Here is a 21,989-nt window from a genome sequence, read left to right as displayed (position 1 = left end):
CCATGCCAACCCAGAGCCTGCCCCTGGCCCGCCAGCGCCGCGCACTGAAATTGCACTGGCCGCGGCTGAGCTGGCGCGCCTGGCTGGTGCCGCTGCTGCTGTGCGCGACGCTGGAGCTGTCGGTGCGCGTCGGCTGGCTGGCCGAGCACCAGATGCCGGCGCCCAGCAGCGTTGCGCTGACCCTCTGGCAACTGGCCCAGGGCGAGCTCTGGAAACATGTCGCCGCCAGCCTGGCGCGAGTCGCCGCCGGCTTCCTTATCGGTGCCGCGGCGGCCGTGCTGATCGGCACTTGGGTGGGCCTGAGTCAGCGCGCCGAGGCCTATCTGGAACCCACCTTCCAGGCGCTGCGGGCCATTCCCAGCCTGGCCTGGGTGCCCTTGCTGCTGCTCTGGCTGGGCATCGACGAAACCCCGAAGATCGTGCTGATCGCCCTCGGCGCCTTCTTCCCCGTGTACCTCTCACTGGTGGCCGGCGTGCGCAACGTCGACCGCAAGTGGGTGGAGCTGGGCCGGCTTTATCACCTCTCGTCCTTCGCCCTGGTGCGGCGCATCCTCCTGCCGGCGGCGCTGCCGAGCTTGTTCACCGGCCTGCGCGGCGCGCTGAGCCTGAGCTGGATGTTCCTCGTCGCCGCCGAACTGATCGCCGCCACCCGCGGCCTGGGCTACCTGCTCAGCGACGGTCGGGAAACCTCGCGGCCGGACATCGTCATTGCCGCCATCCTGGTGCTGGCGGTGCTCGGTAAGCTCAGCGACAGCCTTCTCAGGGCGCTGGAACAACGTGCGCTGGCCTGGCGCGATACCTTCCTGGGCAATGGAGACAACTGATGAGCGCCTTGCTGGAACTGCGTGATATCCGCAAGAGCTTTTCCGGCGTGCGAGTGCTCGACGACGTGAGTCTGAGCCTGGCGCCGGGCGAGGTGGTCAGCCTGCTCGGCCCCAGCGGTTGTGGAAAAAGTACGCTGCTGCGCATCGCAGCCGGGCTGGACGACGAGTTCACCGGCTCGCTGGAGCGCAACCCGCTGTTGGGGTTCGGCCCGGACGGCGACACCGGTCGCGGCGGCGGTGGCGTCGGCGTGGTATTCCAGGAGCCGCGCCTGCTGCCCTGGCTCACGGTGGCGCAGAACATCGGCTTCGCCGACGGCTGGCTGGCCGACGATCACCGCATCGAGCACCTGCTGCGCGACGTGGGGCTGGAGGGCAAGGGTGACCTGCTGCCCAAGCAACTCTCTGGGGGTATGGCCCAACGCGCGGCCATCGCTCGTGGTCTCTATGGCCGGCCGCAGGTGTTGTTGCTGGACGAACCTTTCAGCGCGGTGGACGCTTTCACCCGCATCCGTCTGCAGGACCTGATCCAGCAACTGGCGCTGGAGTACGACATCAGCATCCTGCTGGTCACCCACGACCTCGACGAAGCCTTCTACCTCAGCGACCGCGTTCTGTTGCTGGGCGGCACACCCAGCCGCCTGCGTCGCGAATTCCCCGTTCCGCTGCCGCGCCCGCGTGACCGTCGAGCGGTGGAACTGGCCTTCCTGCGCGGCGAAGCGCTGACCGAGCTGCACCAGTCCCACGTCATCTGACGCCTGCCAATCCCCCGATCTGCATACCCTGCCCGCGATCCGCGTGCGGGGTGCATGTCGTTTGATCTAACTAAAACGTATAACTAAATGAATAAATACCATTTATTGGAATATGAGAAGGGCTGTTAAGGTCTATGCATATTGGTTAGCAGGCCGGCATTTGTACCGGCCTGATCGTTATAAGGAAGCGTGCAGATGTATGTAGTCACCCTTGCCGGCAGCCCGAGCCAGCGTTCTCGTTCCGGTGTCCTCCTGGACGTCGCGCGGAACTGGCTGCATGCCCACGGCGCAGAGGTGCGCTCCTACAGCGTGCACGATTTCCCGGCCGAAGACCTGCTGTACGCGCGCTTCGACAGCCCGCGGGTAGTCGAACTGATCGAGCAGGTGCTGCGCGCCGACGGCCTGGTGATTTCCACCCCTGTGTACAAGGCGTCCATCGCCGGTGCGCTGAAGGTGATTCTCGACCTGCTGCCGGAGCGGGCGCTGGCGCACAAGGTGGTGCTGCCCCTGGCTACTGGCGGTAGCAATGCGCACATGCTGGCGGTGGACTACGCACTCAAGCCAGTCCTCGCTGCGTTGAAGGCCCAGGAAACCCTGCACGGCGTGTTCGCCGAGGAGAGCCAGGTGCAATACCCCGTGGGCAATACCCCGGCGCGCCTGGAGCCGACTCTCGAACACCGACTGCTGGAATCCCTGGAACAGTTCCACGGTGCCCTCGCGCGCCGCCCGAAACCCATTGACCCGAACCTGCTCAACGAACGGCTGATCAACGCCCGCTGGAGCATCTGACCGACACATTCAACGCAGGCGAACGCCCAGCCCCAACCCGGCAAGCGTCCCCCGCGGATTACCACTGCGTTTAAACCAATAGATGGCCCTCACCGTCCCGACAACGGGACCGCAGGTCCGGCAAGCACACTCGATAAAGGAGCACTCCCATGCGGACACTCACTTTGCGTAGTGGACTGGCGGCCCTGCTGATCGCGGCCCTGTCCTACAACGCCCAGGCAGACGAACAACCCGGTACCGTGCGTATCGGCTACCAGAAGTACGGCACCCTGGTGCTGCTCAAGGCCCGTGGCACGCTGGAGAAACGCCTGGCCGAGCAGGGCGTCAAGGTGCAATGGACCGAATTCCCCGGCGGCCCGCAGCTGCTCGAAGGCCTGAATGTCGGCAGCATCGACTTCGGCGTCACCGGCGAAACTCCGCCGGTGTTCGCCCAGGCCGCTGGAGCCGATCTGGTCTATGTCGCTCACGAACCGCCGGCGCCGACCAGCGAAGCGATCCTGCTGCCCAAGGATTCGCCGATCAAATCCGTGGCCGAGCTCAAAGGCAAGAAGGTCGCCCTGAACAAGGGGTCCAACGTGCACTACCTGCTGGTGCGCGCCCTGGAGAAGGCTGGCCTGAAATACACCGACATCCAGCCCGTGTACCTGCCGCCGGCCGACGCCCGCGCCGCCTTCGAACGCGGTAGCGTGGATGCCTGGGTGATCTGGGACCCGTACCAGGCCGCCGCCGAGAAGCAACTTTCCGCCCGCACCCTGGTGGACGGCACCGGCCTTGTGGATAACCACCAGTTCTACCTCGCGACCCGCCCCTACGCGAACAACCACCCGCAGGTGATCACCACCCTGATCGACGAAGTGCGCTCGGTCGGCGAGTGGTCGCAGCAGAATCCGCAGCAGGTCACCGACCAGGTCGCGCCGCTGCTCGGCCTGCCGGCAGACATCACCTTCACCGCCGTGAAACGCCAGGGCTACGGCGCCCAGCCGATCACCCCGGACGTCACCGCTGCGCAACAGAAAATTGCCGACACCTTCACCGACCTGAAGCTGATTCCCAAGAAGCTGAGCATCAAGGACGTGGTCTGGACGGCTCCGGCCAAGGTCGCCACTGCCCAGTGACATACCTGTAGGAGCGAGCTTGCTCGCGAACCCGCCCAGCTCCAGGGCTGCCGGGTAGTCCGTTCGCGAGCAAGCTCGCTCCTACGAAAAAAACGCCCCGTACACGAATCCCATCATCGCGCGGCTACGCCACGCCGGCGCGCTTATCTGGAGTTACTGCGATGAGTCTCAACATCTTCTGGTTCCTGCCGACCCACGGCGACGGCCATTACCTGGGCACCGCCGAAGGCGCCCGCGCCGTGGACCACGGTTATCTGCAACAGGTCGCCCAGGCCGCCGACCGCCTCGGTTTTGGCGGCGTGCTGATCCCCACCGGCCGCTCCTGCGAGGACTCCTGGCTGGTAGCCGCCTCCTTGATCCCAGTAACCCAGCGCCTGAAATTCCTGGTCGCCCTGCGCCCGGGCATCATTTCCCCGACCGTGGCCGCTCGCCAGGCCGCAACCCTTGACCGGCTCTCCGGCGGGCGCGCGCTGTTCAACCTGGTGACTGGTGGCGATCCAGACGAACTGGCCGGTGACGGTCTGCACCTGAGCCACGCCGAGCGCTACGAAGCCTCGGTCGAGTTCACCCGCATCTGGCGCCGCGTGCTGGAAGGCGAGACTGTCGACTACGACGGCAAGCACCTTCAGGTGAAGGGCGCCAAGCTGCTCTATCCGCCGATCCAGCAGCCGCGTCCGCCGCTGTATTTCGGTGGCTCTTCCGATGCGGCCCAGGACCTCGCCGCTGAGCAGGTCGAGCTGTACCTGACCTGGGGCGAGCCGCCGGCCGCTGTCGCCGAGAAGATCGCCCAGGTGCGCGAGAAGGCTGCCAAGCAGGGCCGCAGCGTGCGCTTCGGCATCCGCCTGCATGTGATCGTCCGCGAGACCAACGAGGAAGCCTGGCAGGCCGCCGACCGACTGATTTCCCACCTGGACGATGAGACCATCGCCCGCGCCCAGGCTTCGCTGGCGCGCTTCGATTCCGTCGGCCAGCAACGCATGGCCGCCCTGCATGGCGGCAACAAGGACAACCTGGAAGTCAGCCCCAACCTCTGGGCCGGCGTCGGCCTGGTGCGTGGCGGCGCAGGCACCGCGCTGGTGGGCGACGGTCCGACCGTGGCGGCGCGCGTGAAGGAGTACGCGGACCTCGGCATCGATACCTTCATCTTCTCCGGCTATCCGCACCTGGAAGAGTCCTACCGGGTCGCCGAACTGCTCTTCCCGCATCTGGACCTCGCTCAGGCGCAGGCACCGCAGGCGCGTGGCTACGTCAGCCCGTTCGGCGAGATGGTCGCCAACGACATCCTGCCGAAACAGGCGTCTGCCAGCTGACTCCCGTAGCGACCGAAGAATCCGGAGAGATGAGATGAGCGTTACCAACAACCTTGCCCAGCGCCTCGCGCCCTGGGCCTTGCCGGTAGGCCTGGTGGTCATCTGGCAGCTGGCGGTGGAATTCGGCTGGCTGTCCAGCCGCATCCTCCCAGCGCCCAGCGCCGTGGCCGAAGCTGGCTATCACCTGGTGGTCAGCGGCGAGCTTTGGCAGCACTTGGCGATCAGCACCTGGCGCGCCGCTGTCGGCTTCGTCATCGGCGGCAGTATCGGCCTCGTGCTGGGCCTGATTACCGGCCTGTCGAAATGGGGCGAGCGCTTCCTCGACAGTTCTGTGCAGATGATCCGCAACGTGCCGCACCTGGCGCTGATCCCGTTGGTGATCCTGTGGTTCGGCATCGACGAGTCGGCGAAGATATTCCTGGTCGCCCTCGGCACGCTGTTCCCGATCTACCTCAACACCTACCACGGCATTCGCAACATCGATCCGGGCCTGCTGGAAATGTCGCGCAGCTACGGGCTATCCGGCTTTGCGCTGTTCCGCCAGGTGATCCTGCCCGGCGCGCTGCCCTCGATCCTCGTCGGCGTGCGCTTCGCCCTGGGCTTCATGTGGCTGACCCTGATCGTCGCCGAAACCATCTCCGCCAACTCTGGCATCGGTTATCTGGCGATGAATGCCCGGGAGTTCCTGCAGACCGACGTGGTGGTGCTGGCGATCCTCCTCTACGCCGTGCTCGGCAAGCTCGCCGACCTCGCCGCCCGCGGCCTGGAACGCGTCTGGCTGCGCTGGCACCCGGCTTATCAGGTCAAGGGAGGTGCGGCATGAACGCAGTAAATCCTCTGTCTCAAAAGCAGCTTCCCCAGCAGCTCAAGAAAGGCATTCCGCTGGCACTGGAAAACGTGCGCAAGCGCTTCGGCGACCGCGAAGTGCTCAAGGGCATCGACCTGCGGATTCCCGCTGGCCAGTTCGTCGCCATTGTCGGTCGCAGCGGCTGCGGCAAGAGCACCCTGCTGCGTCTGCTGGCCGGGCTCGATGAAGCCAGCGACGGTCATTTGCTGGCTGGCTCCGCGCCGCTGGAAAGCGCCCGCGAGGAAACCCGCCTGATGTTCCAGGATTCGCGCCTGCTGCCTTGGAAGCGGGTGATCGACAACGTCGGCCTGGGCCTCAAGGGCGACTGGCGTCCGAAAGCGCTGGAAGCGCTGGCAGCGGTGGGATTGTCCGACCGCGCCAACGAGTGGCCGGCGGCTTTGTCCGGCGGCCAGAAGCAGCGCGTGGCCCTGGCTCGTGCGCTGATCCACCAGCCGCGCCTGCTGCTGCTCGACGAGCCGCTGGGCGCGCTGGATGCCCTGACCCGCATCGAGATGCAGCAGCTGATCGAGAACCTCTGGCAGCAGCATGGCTTCACCGTGCTGCTGGTCACCCACGACGTCGCCGAGGCGGTCGCCATCGCCGACCGGGTGATCCTCATCGAGGACGGCGAGATCGGCCTGGACCTCAATGTCGAACTGCACCGACCGCGCGCCCGTGGTTCGGCGAGGCTCGCCGCGCTGGAAGCCGAAGTGCTCGAACGCGTGCTGTCGCTGCCGGCACAGCCGCCCGAGCCGGAACCTGTTTCCCCACTGCCCACGCAATTGCGCTGGGCGCTTTGAACCCACAGTGAATACCCGATTCTCCCAAGGAGCTACGCCATGACCATCAAAGCCATCAACGTCCGCAACCAGTTCAAAGGCACCATCAAGGAGATCGTCGAAGGCGATGTGCTGTCGGAAATCGACGTGCAGACCGCCGCCGGCATCGTGACCTCGGTGATCACCACCCGTTCCGTGAAGGAGCTGGAGCTGGCCATCGGCAGCGAAGTGATCGCCTTCGTGAAATCCACCGAGGTTTCCATCGCCAAGCTGTAAATGCTGCGCTGGAAAAGAACGGGCAGTCTGGCGACGGGCTGCCCGTTTTCTTTTGCGAGTATGGCGTCGGGCTGGACGACAGGCTCTGCCCACCTTTGCGCCGGCGATTCATGGCTAGAGCAATTGCTCTACTTTCTCTAGACTCCGCTCAAACCAACAAGAGAAAGGAGTCCCGCATGTCCCTGAGTCCCTCTGCCTTCGCGTTGCTCGGCCTGGTCGCCTGGACCGTGCTGCTGGTCCTGCTGGTGGTTAATCAGCGCGGCCTCCTGGTGATGTCCGGCCGCATGAAGGTCAACGTCTTCGCCGCTGACGGCAGCAACACCCCTGGCACCTTCGGCCAGCGCCTGGTGCGCGCCCACGCCAACTGCGTGGAGAACGTGCCGTTGTTCTGCGCCGTGCTGCTGTACGCCATGGTCACTCAGCAGACGGTGATCACCGACCCGCTGGCGCCGACCCTGCTCGTGGCACGCATCGTCCAGTCGGTAGTGCACCTGCTCAGCACCTCGGCGCTGGCGGTGTGGATGCGCTTCGCCGCTTTCTTCGTCCAGCTGATCATCCTGATCTGGTGGCTGTTGCGCCTCTCGACCCTGATCTGAGCGGCGACCGGAACAGTTGCGCAGGCCAACTGTTCCTATGGGGCGATACCGCCATGACTTAGCATGGCGGACCGCACACGCGTCGAGGCTCCCATGCACGTTTCATCCGGCCGCTGGCAATTCGGCCTGTTCCTGGCCCTGGTCACCGCCGTTCTCTGGGGCATTCTGCCGATCAAGCTCAAGGAAGTCCTGAAGATCATGGACCCGATCACCGTCACCTGGTTTCGCCTGGTGGTGTCCGGTGGCCTGCTGTTCATCTACCTGGGCCTCACCCGCCAGTTGCCGCGCTTCTCGCCGCTGGGCAAGCGCGGCAAGGGATTGGTGCTGGTCGCCATCCTCGGCCTGACCGGCAACTACGTCTGCTACCTGATCGGCCTGCGCCTGCTAACGCCGGGGACCACGCAACTGGTGATCCAGATCGCGCCGATCCTCCTGCTGCTGGGCAGCCTGTTCGTCTTCAAGGAAAGCTTCAGCATCGGCCAGGCGCTCGGCCTTGCGGTGCTGGTCTTTGGTTTCGGGCTGTTCTTCAACCAGCGCCTGGCCGAGTTGTTCGGGTCCCTCGGCGAGTACACCACCGGTGTGCTCATCGTGGTCTTCGCCGCCTTCATCTGGACCTTCTATGGCCTGGCGCAGAAACAGCTGCTGACCCAGTGGACCTCGGTGCAGGTGATGATGGTGATCTACCTGGGCTGCGGCGCGCTGCTCACGCCCTGGGCGCATCCGCTGGAGGCGCTGGACCTGTCGCCGCTGCAGGGCTGGCTGCTGCTGGCCTGCTGCCTGAACACCCTGGTCGCCTACGGCGCCTTCGCCGAGGCGCTGGCGCACTGGGAAGCCTCGCGGGTCAGCGCGACCCTGGCGATCACGCCGCTGGTGACCTTTGCCTCGGTGGCGCTGGCCGCTTCGCTGTGGCCGGAGTTCGTGCCGGCCGAAGAGCTCAATGGCCTGGCGTATCTGGGCGCGCTGCTGGTGGTCAGCGGCTCGGCGCTCACCGCGCTGGCGCCTTCGTTGCTGCGCAGCTATCGGGCGCGCAGGGCTCGCGTCGCCGACCTCTGAACCTGCTCGATGGCGGATAACGCCGGTGGCGTTATGCGCCCTACAGCTCCGGCAAGGCTGAACACCAACGAAAACGGGCGCCCGAAGGCGCCCGTTTTCTTGTCACAGCAAGGTTCAGTCGTTGGACGGACGAACCAGACGGTAGGCCAGTGCACCGATCACGCCGCCAGCCAGCGGGGCAACCCAGAACAGCCACAGCTGCTTCATGAACAGCGGGTCGGCGAAGATCGCCACGCCCAGGCTGCGCGCCGGGTTAACCGAAGTGTTGGTCAGCGGGATGCTGATCAGGTGGATCAGCGCCAGGGTCAGGCCGATGGCCAGCGGGGCGAAGCCTGCCGGCGCCATCTTGTCGGTGGCGCCCATGATCACGAAGAGGAAGAACGCGGTCATCAGCACTTCGATCATCAGCGCGGACTGCAGGCTGTAGCCGCTCGGCGAGCCTTCGGCGTAACCGTTGGCGGCGAAGCCGGCCAGCGGGTCGAAGCCGGCCTTGCCGGTGGCGATCAGGTACAGGGCGCCGCCGGCGAGAACGCCGCCGATGCACTGGGCGATGATGTACGGCACCAGCTCAGCGGTGCGGAAGCGGCCGCCGGCCCACAGGCCGAGGCTGACAGCGGGGTTCAGGTGGCACCCGGAGATCGGGCCGATGGCATAGGCCATGGTTACGACCGTCAGACCAAAGGCCAGGGCGACACCCAGCACGCCGATGGCGTGGGCCGCGAAGATGGCGCTGCCGCAACCACCGAACACCAGCCAGAAAGTGCCGATCATTTCGGCGGAGAGTTTGCGAAGCATGCTGCCTCCAGAGGCAAGAGGAACCCCGGATTGGGGCGTGGGCATGCTAGGGAAGTGGTGGTTGGGTGCGATGTAGGGCGTTTCCCAAGGCGTGGGGAATGCCTTCTGAATGGAGTGTCGACGGCAGGGCGGATTACGCATCAAGCGCAACCCGCCGTCCCTTCACACCTGTGTGCCCAACTGCTCCGCCCGGCGCAGCCAGCCCTGCCGCTGCTCCTCGCCGGAGCCGCGCACCGGGCTGAATTCCTCCAGTTGGTGCAGGGCGATGCCGCAGGGCGCGAGGATGCAGCGGGTCATCTGCCGGTGGGCTGGGGCGCCCTGGCGCAGGCGGTAGTGCCAGTGGGTCTGGTCATGGCTGACCAGCAGGTCGGCGCTGCGGCCGCCCAGCAGTGGCTCGAACTCGCGGGACTCCAGCGAGCGATAGCGGAAGGCGAAACCCGGCTGCAGTACGCGGTCGAAGAAGCCCTGCAGCAGCGCCGGCAGGCCGCCCCACCAGATCGGGTAGACGAACACGAGGTGCTGCGCCCAGTGGATCTGCCGCTGGGCTTCGAGCACGTCCGGCTCCAGGTTCTGGCTCTGTTCGTAGCCGCCGCGCAGCACCGGGTCGAAGTTCATCTCGCCGAGCTTGAGCGTGTGCACCACATGGCCCTTTGCGCGGGCGCCGTGGGCGTAGGCCTCGGCCACTGCATGGCAGAAGCCGCCGGGCTTGGGCGAACCCAGCACCAGCAGCACGCGCTTGCCGTCGCCCTCGATCGGTGTGGCGCCGGAGCGGGTCGGCTCAACCATTCTGCCCGGCCTCCAGCATCGTCTCCGGGCGCACCCACTGGTCGAATTCGGCGTCGGTCAGGTAGCCCAGCTCCAGCGCGGCTTCGCGCAGGGTCTTGCCCTCTGCGTAGGCCTTCTTGGCGATCTCGGCGGCCTTGTCGTAGCCGATGTGCGGGTTCAGCGCGGTCACCAGCATCAGGCCGCGATCGAGGTGCTCGCGCATCTTCGCCGCGTCCGGCTCCATGCCGACGACGCAGTGGGTATTGAAGTTGCGGCAGCCGTCGGCCAGCAGGCGCGCGGATTCCAGCAGGTTGTGGATGATGACCGGCTTGTAGACGTTGAGCTGCAGGTGGCCCTGGCTGGCGGCGAAGGTGATTGCCGCGTCGTTGCCGAAGACCTGGCAGGCGAGCATCGACAGCGCCTCGCACTGGGTCGGGTTGACCTTGCCAGGCATGATCGAGGAGCCCGGCTCGTTGGCCGGCAGCTTCACCTCGGCAAACCCCGCGCGGGGGCCTGAACCGAGCAGGCGCAGGTCGTTGGCGATCTTCATCAGCGCCACCGCGAGGGTCTTCATGGCGCCGGCCAGGGTCACCAGAGGCTCATGGCCTGCGAGGGCGGCGAACTTGTTCGGCGCGGAGACGAAGGGCAGGCCGGAGAGGTCGGCCAGTTCGGCGGCGATGGCGTCGGCGAATTCCTTCGGCGCGTTCAGCCCGGTACCGACGGCAGTGCCGCCCTGGGCCAACTCGTAGACCGCCGGTAGCGCCGCGCGCAGGGCGCGCTCGGCGTAGTCCAGCTGGGCGACGAACGCGGAAAGCTCCTGGCCGAAGGTGACCGGAGTGGCGTCCATCAGGTGCGTGCGCCCGGTCTTCACCAGATTGGCGTGGCGCGCGGCCTGCTGGGCGAGGCCGCCGCTGAGTTCGGCGATGGCCGGCAGCAGGTCGTGCTGTACCGCTTGTGCGGCGGCGATGTGCATGGCGGTGGGGAAGCTGTCGTTGGAACTCTGTGCGCGGTTCACGTGGTCGTTGGGGTGCACCGGCTTCTTGCCGCCGCGGCCGTTGCCGGCGATCTCGTTGGCGCGCCCGGCGATGACCTCGTTGACGTTCATGTTGCTCTGGGTGCCGCTGCCGGTCTGCCAAACGACGAGGGGGAACTGGTCGTCGTGCTCGCCCGCCAGCACTTCGTCGGCGGCTTCCTCGATCAGGCTGGTGATGTTCTCCGGCAGTTCGCCCAGTTGCGCGTTGACCCGCGCGGCGGCCTTCTTGATCAGCGCCAGGGCGTGCACCACGGCCAGCGGCATGCGCTGCCCGCCGATGGCGAAGTTTTGCAGCGAGCGCTGGGTCTGCGCGCCCCAGTAGGCGTCGTCGGGGACTTCGATGGGGCCGAGGCTGTCGGTTTCGGTGCGGCTCATGGTGCTTCTCCGGAAAAGGGTCTCGGCCAGTTTAGGCCGCTACGAGGCTTCCGGGTTCCACTCTGGCTCAATGGCCGTGATAGAGCGGTTTGGATGGCGTGCGAGGCTCACGGACAGGCAGTTACCAACGAGCGTGCGTGGAGCCGACCCAGCCCAGTGCGCCATTGACCGGTACCAGGTCGCCCTCGGCGCTGCGCAGCGAGCCGTCGAAGCGGCCGAACCACTGGCAGGTCTCGGCGAACAGCGGGCCCAGGCGCGGGCAGGCGCGGTGCAGCTTGCGGGGGGTGAAGATGAGGTCGACGCGCTCATCGCTGCTGTTCAACTGCCAGGGTGACAGCGGGTCGTGCGGGGACTGACGGATATCCACAGGGCCGTCCAGGGCCTGCAGCTCGCCGCCGAACCACAGGGCGTTCTCGCTCAGGTGGCTGTTTTCCGTCCAGCCGGCGCCGAAGTTGCCGGCGATGCCACCGGGTGCGGCAAAGGCGGCGCGGGTCCATTGGGTATTGAACGGCCAGACGCCGCGGCCGAAATCCAACGCGGCGAAGCTCTGGCCCTCGGTGCAGCGATAGGTCTTGTTGCCGAGGGTGAGACTTCCACTGATCGGCAGGCCCATCTGCCGACTGCAGGCGTGGAAGCACTTGCCACCCATGGGCACCACCAGGTTGACCGACTCCAGGTGCGCCGGACGCTGCACTTCCAGGGAGAGGTTCAGCGGCTGGCCGCCCAGGTTCGGCGCGCAGGCGGTGATGCGCAGCTGGCCGGGCTGCTCGTCGAAGCCCAGGCGCAGTTGGCCGTGTTCGAAGCCATGGGTCTGGTTCGGCGTGTCCGGCAGGTGGCAGCCCAGGCCGAAGGGGCTGAACTGGGTGCGGTGCACTGACCGTCCGGTTTCCAGATCGAGGAAGTACACGGCGCCGTAGCCCAGGTAGTCGAGGTCGGCAATGGTGATCGAGAGCATCCAGCCCGGCGCGTTGATGCACCAGTGGTTCCAGCGCTTGCGCCGGCCGGCGTTGCCGGAAAGCTGGCAGAGCGTCTGCGGCCGCGACGACCAGCCCACGGCCGAACTGTTCAGGCGGCCGCGTGCATCGCACAGGGGCGGCGCGGCGGCGAGCGTCGGCGGGTGGGTGAGGGTGTTCATCGGTCACATCCATGTGGCAACGCGCCGCAGCATGACGTTTCATGAACTGTCCTACAAGAGAAGCCGGTCACTTCCATGTCATTTGGCACTCTCTTGAGCACATTCCGAACTTAGGCGCAGAATGGCGGGTCCCACCCGGACACCCTTCAGACTCACAGGACTGCCCCATGACCGTTCTTCGTTCCCTCTGCACCGCAGCACTTCTGGTTGGCTTCAGTTCCGTGGCACTGGCTGACGCCAACGCCGAGGCGGAGAAATTCCTCAAGCAGGTCCATGCCGACAAGCTGACCGTGCCGGTCTACGCGCAAGTCCAGCAGATGCTCGCCCAGCGCTTCGCCCAGGCCAAGGCGCCGGACAGCAAGAAGGCCGTGCTCGACCGCTACCAGGCCAAGGCCAACGCCGAACTGGACCGCGCGGTGGGTTGGGACAAGCTCAAGCCTGAACTGGTCAAGCTCTACACCAGCAACTTCAGCGAATCCGAGCTCAAGCAGCTGAACGACTTCTACGCATCGCCCCTGGGCCGCAAGGTGCTGGAGAAGATGCCGCGCCTGACCGCCGAATCCGCCCAGCTGACCCAGGCCAAACTGCAGACCGCGGTGGAGCCGGTGAACAAGCTGATGGCCGACATGGACAAGGAACTGGGCGTGAAGGCCCCGGCGGCTCCGGCCAAGAAGCCCTGATCGTCCTGATTTCCACCTGCCTGAACCGTACTGACTGCCAGCGAGACCCGACATGAGCATGCGTGACCGACTCCAATCCGCCCTGGGCACCCTCGAACCCCAGCACCTCGAGGTGCTCGACGAGAGCCACATGCACAGCCGCGGACAGGAAACGCACTACAAGGCCGTGATCGTCAGCCCGGCGTTCGCCGGGCTGAACGCGGTGAAGCGGCATCAGAAGGTCTACGCCACGCTCGGCGAGCTGATGGGCCAGATCCACGCCCTCGCCATGCACACCTACACCCCCGAGGAGTGGGCGCAGCAGGGCGCGGCACCGGATTCGCCAACCTGCCGTGGCGGCAGCAAGCATGATCTGCATTGAGAGTCTGATGCACTGATCGGTGGCCGACCAACCGCGTGCGGGGTTCGCCCCGCTCCGGTAGAATGCGACTCCCAGCGCCGGCTTCTGCCGGCGCTGTCATTTTCAGCTGTCGATCAGCTTTCGTTTCCAAACGCTCGTTTCCAAACGTTCGTTCCCAAAGAAGCCCGGTCCGCCCTTTACGCGGGCGACCACTGGAGTGATGCATGACCACCGAAAGAATCGTCGTCGCGGCGTTGTACAAGTTCGTCTCCCTGCCCGACTACGTCGCCCTGCGCGAACCGCTGCTGCAGACCCTGCTGGACAACGGCGTGAAGGGCACCTTGCTGCTCGCCAAGGAAGGCATCAATGGCACCGTCTCCGGCACCCGCGCTGGCATCGACGGCCTGCTCGCCTGGCTGCGCGCCGACCCGCGCCTGGCCGATGTCGACCACAAGGAGTCGTACTGCGACGAGCAGCCGTTCTACCGCACCAAGGTGAAGCTGAAGAAGGAAATCGTCACCCTCGGCGTGCCGGGCGTGGACCCGAACGCCAAGGTCGGTACCTACGTCGAGCCTCAGGACTGGAACGCGCTGATCTCGGACCCGGAAGTCCTGCTGATCGACACCCGCAACGACTACGAAGTGGCCATCGGCACCTTCGAGGGCGCCATCGACCCGAAGACCAAGTCGTTCCGCGAGTTTCCCGATTACATCCGCGAGCACTACGACCCGGTGAAACACAAGAAGGTCGCGATGTTCTGCACCGGCGGCATCCGCTGCGAGAAGGCCTCGAGCTTCATGCTCAACGAAGGCTTCGAAGAGGTCTTCCACCTCAAGGGCGGCATCCTCAAGTACCTGGAGGAAGTGCCCGAGGCGCAGACCCTCTGGCGCGGCGATTGTTTCGTGTTCGACAACCGCGTGACCGTGCGCCATGACCTGACCGAAGGCGACTACGATCAGTGCCATGCCTGCCGCAACCCGATCTCTGTCGAGGACCGCGCTTCCGAGCACTACGCCCCCGGTATCAGCTGCCCGCACTGCTGGAACTCGCTGTCGGAGAAGACCCGCGCCAGCGCCCGCGAGCGGCAGAAGCAGATCGAACTGGCGCGCCAGCGCAACCAGCCACATCCCATTGGCCGTGATCCCCGCGCGGAGAACTGATCCATGACCAGCCGCCTGCTCTACGTGATGGACCCGATGTGCTCCTGGTGCTGGGGGTTCGCCCCGGTGGCCGGGCAGTTGGTGGAGCAGGCGCGCGCCGCGGGCGTGCCGCTGGCGCTGGTAATGGGCGGGCTGCGCACGGGGCAGGGCGCCGCACTGGAACCGACCACCAAGCGCTACATCCTCGAACACTGGCAGGCGGTGCATGAAGCCACCGGCCAGCCGTTCCGCTTCGAAAACGCCTTGCCCGACGGCTTCGTCTACGACACCGAGCCGGCCTGCCGTGCGGTGGTCACCGCGCGCCGCCTGGACGAGGACTGCGCTTGGGCGCTGGTCGGTGAAATCCAGCGGGCGTTCTACGCCGAAGGCCGCGACGTCACCCAGGCCAGCGTGCTCACCGAACTGGCCGAGCAGGTCGGCCTGCCGCGCATCGAATTCGCCGAAGCCTTCGACAGCCAGGACAACCACTTGGCGACCCTGGCCGATTTTTCCTGGGCCCGCGACCTGGGCATCGCCGGCTTCCCCACGCTGTTGGCCGAGCGCGACGGCCAACTGGCCCTGCTGACCAACGGCTACCAGCCGCTGGGCGAACTCGCCCCGTTGCTGGAGCGCTGGCTGGAGCGCGCGCGGCATGCCTGAGCTGGTCGCTGACCGCCTGAGCTGGGCGGAAATTCGCCGGCTTGCTTTCCGTCATCGCAAGGCCCTGCTGCTGGCCAACCTGGTCGCCGTGCTGGCGACTGCCTGCAGCGTACCGATCCCGCTGCTGCTGCCACTGCTGGTCGATGAGGTGCTGCTGGGCAAGGGCGACGCGGCCCTGCAGGTGATGAACCACTGGCTGCCCGAAGGCTGGCACAAACCGGTCGGCTACATCGGCCTGATGCTGCTGGTAACCCTGGTGCTGCGCAGCTGCGCGCTGGTGTTCAACGTGCTGCAGGCCAAGCTGTTCGCGCGGTTGTCCAAGGATGTGGTGTACCGCATCCGCCTGCGCCTGATCGAGCGCCTTAAACGCATCGCTCTGGGCGAGTACGAAACCCTCGGCGGCGGCTCGGTCAGCGCGCACCTGGTGACCGATCTCGACACCCTCGACAAGTTCGTCGGCGATACCCTGAGCCGCTTCCTGGTGGCGCTGCTGACCCTCTGTGGCACCGCCGGCATCCTGATCTGGATGCACTGGAAACTGGCGCTGCTGATCCTGCTGTTCAACCCGCTGGTGATCTTCGCCACGGTGCAGCTGGGCAAGCGCGTGAAGCACCTGAAGAAGCTGGAGAACGACAGCACCTCGCGCTTCACCCAGGCGCTGACCGAAACCCTCGAAGCCATCCAGGAAGTGCGCGCCGGCAACCGCCAGGGCTTCTTCCTCGGCCGCCTCGGCGTGCGCGCCCGCGAAGTGCGCGACTACGCCGTCGCCTCGCAGTGGAAGAGCGATGCCGCCGGGCGCGCCAGCGGGCTGCTGTTCCAGTTCGGCATCGACCTGTTCCGCGCCGCCGCGATGCTCACGGTGCTGTTCTCCGACCTGTCCATCGGCCAGATGCTCGCGGTGTTCAGCTACCTGTGGTTCATGATCGGCCCGGTGGAGCAACTGCTCAGCCTGCAGTACGCCTTCTACGCCGCCGGCGGCGCGCTGACCCGCATCAACGAGCTGCTGGCGCGCGCCGACGAGCCGCATTACCAGCACCGCCGCGATCCGTTCGCCGGGCAAACCAGTGTCGGCATCCAGGTGCGCGACCTGAGCTTCGCCTACCGCGACGAACTTGTGCTCGATGGCCTGGACCTGGACATCGCTCCCGGCGAGAAAGTCGCCGTCGTCGGCGCCAGCGGCGGCGGCAAGAGCACCCTGGTGCAACTGCTGCTGGGCCTCTACCAGCCGCAGTCCGGCAGCATCCGCTACGGCGGCGCGGCGCTGGAGGAGATCGGTCTGGATTGCGTGCGCGAGCATGTGGCCGTGGTACTGCAGCACCCGGCGCTGTTCAACGACACGGTGCGCGCCAACCTGACCATGGGGCGCGAGCGCGGCGACGAAGCCTGCTGGCGCGCGCTGGAAGTAGCGCAGCTGGCGGACACCATCCGCGCCTTGCCGCAGGGACTGGACAGCGTGGTCGGGCGTTCCGGTGTACGTCTCTCCGGCGGCCAGCGGCAGCGCCTGGCGATTGCCCGCATGGTGCTCGCCGAACCCAAGGTGGTGATCCTTGACGAGGCCACGTCCGCCCTCGATGCCGCCACCGAGTACGCCCTGCACCAGGCGCTGGAGCGCTTTCTCGAAGGCCGTACCACGCTGATCATCGCCCACCGCCTGTCCGCGGTGAAACAGGCCGACCGCGTGCTGGTGTTCGACGGCGGGCGTATCGCCGAGGACGGCGACCACCAGCAACTGATCGCCGAAGGCGGGCTCTATGCGCGCCTTTACGGCCACCTGCAGCAGGGCTGATCAGCCGTAGCGGGTGACTTCGAGGAAGGCCACGCAATTGCCCAGGTCGTGGAAGACCCGCGCGCTGCCTATGTCGTTGTAGGGAATGCCCAGCAGGAGGTCGAGCAGGGCAGCATCGTTGCGGTAGTGCGGGCGCCAGTCCAGCAGGCCTTCGAGGTAGGCGATGTCCGGCACGCCGGGGAGGAAGTTGCCCATCAGCAGGCGCCCGCCGGGCAGCAGGCGGGCGAACAGGTTGCGGGTCAGGTCGCGGGCGTCGTGGTCGTCCAGCACCTCGTAGAGGCCCGGCGAGTAGATCAGGTCGAAATGGCAGAGGTCCTGCCGTCCGTAGAACAGGTCGTCCAGGTTGCATTGCTGCGTCTGGACGCCGAGCGCGGCATAGCTGGCCTCCACCGTCTGCAGGGACAGCGCCTGCGCATCCAGCGCGGTGAACTGGCGGAACTGGCCATGGCGCAGCGAGCGCGCCAACTCGGCCTCGCGCAGGTGTCCGCAGCCTACACAAAGAATGCGCGCCTGGCCGCTGAGCTGTTGGCAGCAGCGGTCGATCTCCCGCGCCAGCAGCTGGCGGCGTGAGCGCAGCGCGCGGGATGCCGGCGCCGAGCTGGCGTAGCGGAACAACTCCTCGGTAGGCCCGTCGGGCAGCAGCGAGCGCAGGGTGCTGTCGATGCCGTAGAGGTAGTCCATCAGCACGGCGTTGCCGGCACCTTCCCCCATCGGCCGTTCGCGGCGCCGGGGGAAGGGCACCACGCGCGGGGCTTCGGCCGGCGGCGCGCTGCCGGTGGCGAGCGCCAGCAGGTCGGTCTCGTCGTCCCGGAGGTGACGCAGCTGCTGTTCGAGTTGCTCGATGGCTTCGGTTAGCGAGTTCGGATTCTGCTGGGTGCCGTTGTCCATGCCGTCCACCTGGGATACCGCTCAGTGATGAGAAAGCGCCACCGGCCTTGCCGGTGATCCGTCCAACACCTTAGGAGCCGGTTGGCCCCGGGCCATCATCTGAATGAATGACGACGCGAAAATTCAGCGCTGCCCGAGCCGCACCAGCAGGCTGACCAGTTCGGCCTGGCGGCTGGTGTGGGTCTTGCGGAACAACGCACGCAGTTGGCTGCGCACCGTATTGATCGAAGTGCCAAGCTGGTCGGCACACTGTTCGGGCGTCAGCCCGCGGACCAGCAGGTCGCCCAGGCGCTGTTCGGCCGGGGTGAGGCCGAACAGTTCGCCCAGCAGGCGGCTCTGGCGGTGCGCGTCGAGCAGCGCCAGCAGCACCAGCGGGCGCTGGAAAGGTTGGTTGAAACTGGCTTCGGCGGGCACTGGCGTGACCAGCAGTTCCTGCCCGCTGCCATCGCTCAGCGGCAGCCAGCCGGCCTTGCCCTTGCCCTTGCCGGCGCTGGGCGCGGCGTGGCGTACCAGGGCCTGGAGTTTCGCGTCGTGCTGGCGGCAGTGCAGGCGGCCGAAAACCTCATGGAACAGCCCGCCGCGCAGCCCGAGCCGCTGTTGCGCGGCCTGGTTGGCGTAGAGCACGCGGGCGTTGCCTTCGAGCAGCCACAGCGGGGTGGGGTGCTGGTCCAGCAGCAGGTCGCGGTGGGCCAACTGCTGGCGCATCTCGTCGATGCGCCCGAACATCCGTGCGGCGCGGATCAGGTGTTCGCTCAGACGGGTCAGCAAGGTCTGTTCCTGCGGACCGGGGTAGCGTGCGCCGAGGCTGGTCAGCACTGACAGGTAGACGCCGGAATTGGCCTGCTCGTTTAGCTTCAGGCACGACACGTTGTGCATGCCGTTGGGGCGCTGGAACTCCTGATAGTAAGGGTCGCGGGCCATGCGCTGCGGGCCGTACTCCTCGCGGTCGTGATACCAGTGGCCGACCGGGCGGTGGAGCATGAAACCCTTGGACGGGTCGATGGTGCAGAACTCGCGGTTGTAGGTCTCGATGGCGCCGGGGTCGCAGAGGTTGATTTCGCTGGCCAGCGCACCGCTCTCGGTCTGGTCCCAGAACAGTAGGGCACCCTGCTGGCGGCCACTGGCGCAGATCAGCTCGGTGAGCAGCGGCAGCCAGTTGGCCTCGTCGAGCACGCACTCGTAAGTCAGGCCCACCAGCCGGTCGTACCGCATGTCCATATCCCGCCGTGGCATGGCCGCTCCGTCGGTTGCTCGCTTTTCTTTGCAAATTGCACGACAGAGGTATGGCACATGGCCTTGACTGTCGCAAGGCCGCTGATCGTTCGCTCTCAAAGGAGCGGTCGGAGAGCGATAAAGGGCGTTTCGCCCAGTAAAAACGCAGTTTTCCGCCGGACGGCGGGACTTCGGACGCCCAGGCTCGCACCGGCGGTTTGAGGAATTCCCGTGATCGGCTAGAAGTTAAGGAAGGGGCGGCCTGATAGAAAAGTCCCAGGGCGAGCCTTCACCGCACCCCGTGGCCTGCCAGAAATTCAAAGAAGGAAGGCGAAACTGGTTATGGATGCAATGGGGCTATTGCCGACCCAGCGTACGACGCGTCTGCTCAAGCTGGTCTGGCCGTTCATGGTCGTGGTCCTGCTGCAGACGCTGATCGGCAGCGGCAGCTTCATAATTCTTTCAGGCGTGCGCGCCTACGTCGGCGGTGAGAGCCTCTGGTCCAAGGGCCAGAAGGACGCCATCCATTACCTGCAACTCTATGGCCAGAGCCGTGACGCGGAGGATTACGAGCGCTATCGCACCGCCATCGCGATACCCCAGGGTGACCGTACCTTCCGCGCTGCCCTCGACCTCAGCCAACCCGACCTGGAACTAGCCCGCGCCGGGGCCTTGCAGGGGGGCATCCATCCCGACGATGTCGCCGCGCTGATCTGGCTGTACCGCTATTTCCACGAGTACAGCTACTTCGACCAGGCGGTGAAGATGTGGATCATCGGCGACGCCTACCTCGACCAGTTGGAGCAACTGTCCGACGAGATGAGCGCGAAGATCCGCGCCAATGACGTCCGCCCCGGCGACCTGAGCTACTGGAACAGCCGAATCCAGGCCATCAACGACGGCGTCACGCCGGCTGCCATGGCCTTCTCCGCCGCGCTCGGGCAGGGTTCGCGGATGATCATGTGGGTGCTGCTGGTGCTCAACGGGCTGACCGGCCTGGCGCTGATCCTCCTGGCGGTCTGGCGCACCCGCAAGCTGCTGCACCAGCAGCGCGCCTTCGAAAGCGCCCTGGACACTGAGCGGGAGCGTGCGCAGACCACACTGGCCGCCATCGGCGACGGCGTGGTTACCCTCGATGAACATGAGTGCATTGCCTATTTCAACCCGGCGGCGGAACGCCTGATCGGCTGGGACAACTCCATGGCCGTCGGCCTGCCGCTGCGTTCGCTGCTGCGGATACTCGACGAGAATTCGCAGGTCGAGGGCCTGCCACTGGTGGGGCAGATCCTGCGCGGCGATGTGGATGGCGGCAGCGAGACCAGCAAGCTGATCCAGCGTCTGGATGGCACCAGCGTGGCAGTGACCCTGGTGGCCACGCCCATCCACGCCGATGGCCGGGTGGTTGGCGTGGTGCTGGTGCTGCACGACATGACCCGCGAGCGCCAGTACATGGCCAGCCTGTCGTGGCAGGCAACCCATGACGCGCTGACCGGCCTGACTAACCGCCGCGAGTTCGAATTCCGCCTCAAGCAGGCCCTGGAAAGCTCGGCGGACTCCCGCGACCAGCATTCGCTGATGTACCTGGACCTGGACCAGTTCAAGCTGGTCAACGACACCTGTGGCCATGCCGCCGGCGACGAACTGCTGCGCCAGGTCTGTTCCGTGCTGCAGCAGTGCCTGCGCGACGGCGACACCCTGGCGCGCCTGGGCGGCGATGAGTTCGGCATCCTCCTGGAACACTGCCCGGCGGACCTGGCGGTGCAGATCGCCGAGCGCATCCGCCTGACCGTGCAGGCGCTGCACTTCATGTGGGAGGGCCGCGGCTTCAACATCACCGTAAGTATTGGCGTGGTGCATATCTCCGCCATGCTGGTGTCGGTGGAGGAGGCGCTGCGCTGCGCCGACATGGCCTGCTACATGGCCAAGGAGAAGGGCCGCAACCGGGCCCAGGTGTTTCGCCCCGACGATACCGAGCTGTCCAACCGCGTCGGCGAGATGGCCTGGGTACAGCGCATCCGCCTGGGGCTGGAGGAGGAGCGCTTCTGTCTCTATGCGCAGTCGATCTTCCCGGTCGACGACCGCACGATGGAAGGCGCCCACGTCGAGTTGCTGCTGCGCCTGAACGACGAGTGCGGTCGGCTGGTGGCGCCGATCAACTTCATCCCCGCCGCCGAGCGTTACGGCCTGATGCCGGATATCGACCGCTGGGTGGTCGAGAACGCCTTCCGGACCCTGGCCGAGCGCAACGCCGAGGGCGGTTACGAACCGATCCATACCTGCGCCATCAACCTTTCCGGCGCTACCATCGGTGACGAGACCTTCCTCGACTTCCTCCGCGACGTGCAGCCGCGCTACGGCATCGAGCCCGCCAGCGTGTGCTTCGAGATCACCGAGACCAGCGCCATCGCCAACCTGGTCAACGCCACCCGCTTCATCCAGGAACTCAAGGCCCTGGGCTACCGCTTCTCGCTGGATGACTTCTGCGCCGGGATGTCGTCCTTCGTCTACCTCAAGCACCTGCCGGTGGACTACCTGAAGATCGACGGCAGCTTCATCAAGGACATGCTCGAAGACCCCATCGACCGCGCCATGGTCCAGGTGATCAACCAGATCGGCCACGTGATGGGCAAGCGCACGGTGGCAGAGTTCGTCGAAACCCAGGAAATCCTCGAAGTGCTGCGGGAAATCGGCATCGATTACGCCCAGGGATACGGTCTGGCGCGCCCACAACCCTTCAATCGGAGCTTCCTGCGTGAAACGCACGTCGCAGCTGTAGCATCCGACACAACCTCCGGACGGTGACGCGCAGCCAAGACAGGACTAACCTGAGGCCTGATTTA

General features: G+C 66.2%; 21 protein-coding genes and 1 pseudogene. 16 read left to right on the top strand and 6 right to left on the bottom strand.

Annotated elements, in window-relative coordinates; all coding sequences use genetic code 11:
• The first annotated feature begins 2 nt into the window (after positions 1–2).
• The 10 genes from ACIPK7_RS00865 to ACIPK7_RS00820 all read left to right on the top strand — a co-directional run bounded on the left by ACIPK7_RS00865 (position 3) and on the right by ACIPK7_RS00820 (position 8,341).
• Entirely contained in the window at positions 3–824 is an 822-nt protein-coding gene (locus ACIPK7_RS00865) for an ABC transporter permease (protein ID WP_401084488.1), read from the top strand.
• Positions 824–1,576: an ABC transporter ATP-binding protein gene (locus ACIPK7_RS00860; RefSeq protein WP_401084485.1), complete on the top strand. Its 753-nt coding sequence runs from the start codon at positions 824–826 to the stop codon at positions 1,574–1,576. The genes ACIPK7_RS00865 and ACIPK7_RS00860 overlap by 1 nt, the downstream gene beginning before the upstream one ends.
• Before the next feature lie 195 nt (positions 1,577–1,771).
• Positions 1,772–2,365 carry an NADPH-dependent FMN reductase gene (gene ssuE, locus ACIPK7_RS00855; RefSeq protein ID WP_401084482.1) on the top strand — a complete coding sequence of 198 codons (594 nt, stop codon included), beginning with the start codon at positions 1,772–1,774 and terminating at the stop codon, positions 2,363–2,365.
• Positions 2,366–2,514: 149 nt separating this feature from the next.
• The gene (locus tag ACIPK7_RS00850; RefSeq protein ID WP_192430334.1) at positions 2,515–3,480 is read left to right on the top strand and encodes a sulfonate ABC transporter substrate-binding protein; all 966 of its coding nucleotides are present in this window, start codon (positions 2,515–2,517) and stop codon (positions 3,478–3,480) included.
• A gap of 161 nt (positions 3,481–3,641) precedes the next feature.
• Positions 3,642–4,790, top strand: a complete 1,149-nt coding sequence (gene ssuD, locus ACIPK7_RS00845; RefSeq protein WP_192430333.1) for an FMNH2-dependent alkanesulfonate monooxygenase — start codon at positions 3,642–3,644, stop codon at positions 4,788–4,790.
• Positions 4,791–4,824: 34 nt separating this feature from the next.
• A complete protein-coding gene (gene ssuC / locus ACIPK7_RS00840; RefSeq protein ID WP_192430332.1) occupies positions 4,825–5,613 on the top strand; it encodes an aliphatic sulfonate ABC transporter permease SsuC in 789 nt (262 codons plus the stop codon).
• On the top strand, positions 5,610–6,437 hold the full coding sequence (ssuB, locus tag ACIPK7_RS00835; protein WP_192430331.1) for an aliphatic sulfonates ABC transporter ATP-binding protein: 828 nt from the start codon (positions 5,610–5,612) through the stop codon (positions 6,435–6,437). Before ssuC ends, ssuB begins: the two co-directional genes overlap by 4 nt.
• Before the next feature lie 39 nt (positions 6,438–6,476).
• Positions 6,477–6,692 (top strand): molybdopterin-binding protein, encoded by a 216-nt coding sequence (locus tag ACIPK7_RS00830; protein ID WP_017517652.1) that lies wholly within the window; start codon positions 6,477–6,479, stop codon positions 6,690–6,692.
• A gap of 176 nt (positions 6,693–6,868) precedes the next feature.
• On the top strand, positions 6,869–7,288 hold the full coding sequence (locus ACIPK7_RS00825) for an MAPEG family protein (protein ID WP_401084477.1): 420 nt from the start codon (positions 6,869–6,871) through the stop codon (positions 7,286–7,288).
• A gap of 93 nt (positions 7,289–7,381) precedes the next feature.
• Positions 7,382–8,341, top strand: a complete 960-nt coding sequence (locus ACIPK7_RS00820) for a DMT family transporter (protein WP_401084474.1) — start codon at positions 7,382–7,384, stop codon at positions 8,339–8,341.
• Positions 8,342–8,455: 114 nt separating this feature from the next.
• Here the strand turns inward: ACIPK7_RS00820 and aqpZ are convergent, their stop codons facing one another.
• The 4 genes from aqpZ to ACIPK7_RS00800 all read right to left on the bottom strand — a co-directional run bounded on the left by aqpZ (position 8,456) and on the right by ACIPK7_RS00800 (position 12,444).
• Positions 8,456–9,136 (bottom strand): aquaporin Z, encoded by a 681-nt coding sequence (aqpZ, locus tag ACIPK7_RS00815; protein WP_401084471.1) that lies wholly within the window; start codon positions 9,134–9,136, stop codon positions 8,456–8,458.
• A gap of 162 nt (positions 9,137–9,298) precedes the next feature.
• Entirely contained in the window at positions 9,299–9,922 is a 624-nt protein-coding gene (locus tag ACIPK7_RS00810; protein ID WP_192430327.1) for an NAD(P)H-dependent oxidoreductase, read from the bottom strand.
• A complete protein-coding gene (locus ACIPK7_RS00805; RefSeq protein WP_401084469.1) occupies positions 9,915–11,309 on the bottom strand; it encodes a class II fumarate hydratase in 1,395 nt (464 codons plus the stop codon). Before ACIPK7_RS00805 ends, ACIPK7_RS00810 begins: the two co-directional genes overlap by 8 nt.
• A 121-nt stretch (positions 11,310–11,430) precedes the next feature.
• Entirely contained in the window at positions 11,431–12,444 is a 1,014-nt protein-coding gene (locus ACIPK7_RS00800; protein WP_192430325.1) for a DUF2804 domain-containing protein, read from the bottom strand.
• A 121-nt stretch (positions 12,445–12,565) separates the two neighbouring features.
• On the opposite strand from ACIPK7_RS00800, the pseudogene ACIPK7_RS00795 reads away from it, so the two are divergent.
• The 5 genes and pseudogenes from ACIPK7_RS00795 to ACIPK7_RS00775 all read left to right on the top strand — a co-directional run bounded on the left by ACIPK7_RS00795 (position 12,566) and on the right by ACIPK7_RS00775 (position 17,049).
• Positions 12,566–13,124: pseudogene (locus tag ACIPK7_RS00795) on the top strand (DUF2059 domain-containing protein).
• A gap of 52 nt (positions 13,125–13,176) precedes the next feature.
• Entirely contained in the window at positions 13,177–13,485 is a 309-nt protein-coding gene (locus ACIPK7_RS00790) for a BolA family transcriptional regulator (RefSeq protein WP_192430324.1), read from the top strand.
• Positions 13,486–13,688: 203 nt separating this feature from the next.
• Positions 13,689–14,624, top strand: a complete 936-nt coding sequence (locus ACIPK7_RS00785) for a rhodanese-related sulfurtransferase (protein ID WP_401084466.1) — start codon at positions 13,689–13,691, stop codon at positions 14,622–14,624.
• Between the two features lie 3 nt (positions 14,625–14,627).
• Complete coding sequence (locus ACIPK7_RS00780; RefSeq protein ID WP_401084463.1) at positions 14,628–15,263, top strand: DsbA family protein; 636 nt, start codon at positions 14,628–14,630, stop codon at positions 15,261–15,263.
• On the top strand, positions 15,256–17,049 hold the full coding sequence (locus tag ACIPK7_RS00775; RefSeq protein ID WP_401084460.1) for an ABC transporter ATP-binding protein: 1,794 nt from the start codon (positions 15,256–15,258) through the stop codon (positions 17,047–17,049). Before ACIPK7_RS00780 ends, ACIPK7_RS00775 begins: the two co-directional genes overlap by 8 nt.
• Here ACIPK7_RS00775 and ACIPK7_RS00770 read toward each other — a convergent pair whose 3' ends face one another.
• A complete protein-coding gene (locus ACIPK7_RS00770; protein ID WP_401084457.1) occupies positions 17,050–17,937 on the bottom strand; it encodes a class I SAM-dependent methyltransferase in 888 nt (295 codons plus the stop codon). It lies immediately after the preceding gene.
• 123 nt (positions 17,938–18,060) lie between these two features.
• Positions 18,061–19,149 carry a helix-turn-helix transcriptional regulator gene (locus ACIPK7_RS00765; protein ID WP_401084454.1) on the bottom strand — a complete coding sequence of 363 codons (1,089 nt, stop codon included), beginning with the start codon at positions 19,147–19,149 and terminating at the stop codon, positions 18,061–18,063.
• A 351-nt stretch (positions 19,150–19,500) separates the two neighbouring features.
• On the opposite strand from ACIPK7_RS00765, the gene ACIPK7_RS00760 reads away from it, so the two are divergent.
• Positions 19,501–21,951 (top strand): EAL domain-containing protein, encoded by a 2,451-nt coding sequence (locus tag ACIPK7_RS00760; RefSeq protein ID WP_401085552.1) that lies wholly within the window; start codon positions 19,501–19,503, stop codon positions 21,949–21,951.
• Positions 21,952–21,989 lie beyond the last annotated feature (38 nt).

Origin of the sequence: Pseudomonas sp. NPDC086581, from assembly GCF_044746165.1 — a bacterium.
GTDB lineage: Bacteria > Pseudomonadota > Gammaproteobacteria > Pseudomonadales > Pseudomonadaceae > Pseudomonas.
Note: the sequence above shows the minus strand (reverse complement) of the source record. Positions and strands in the feature narration are given on the sequence as shown.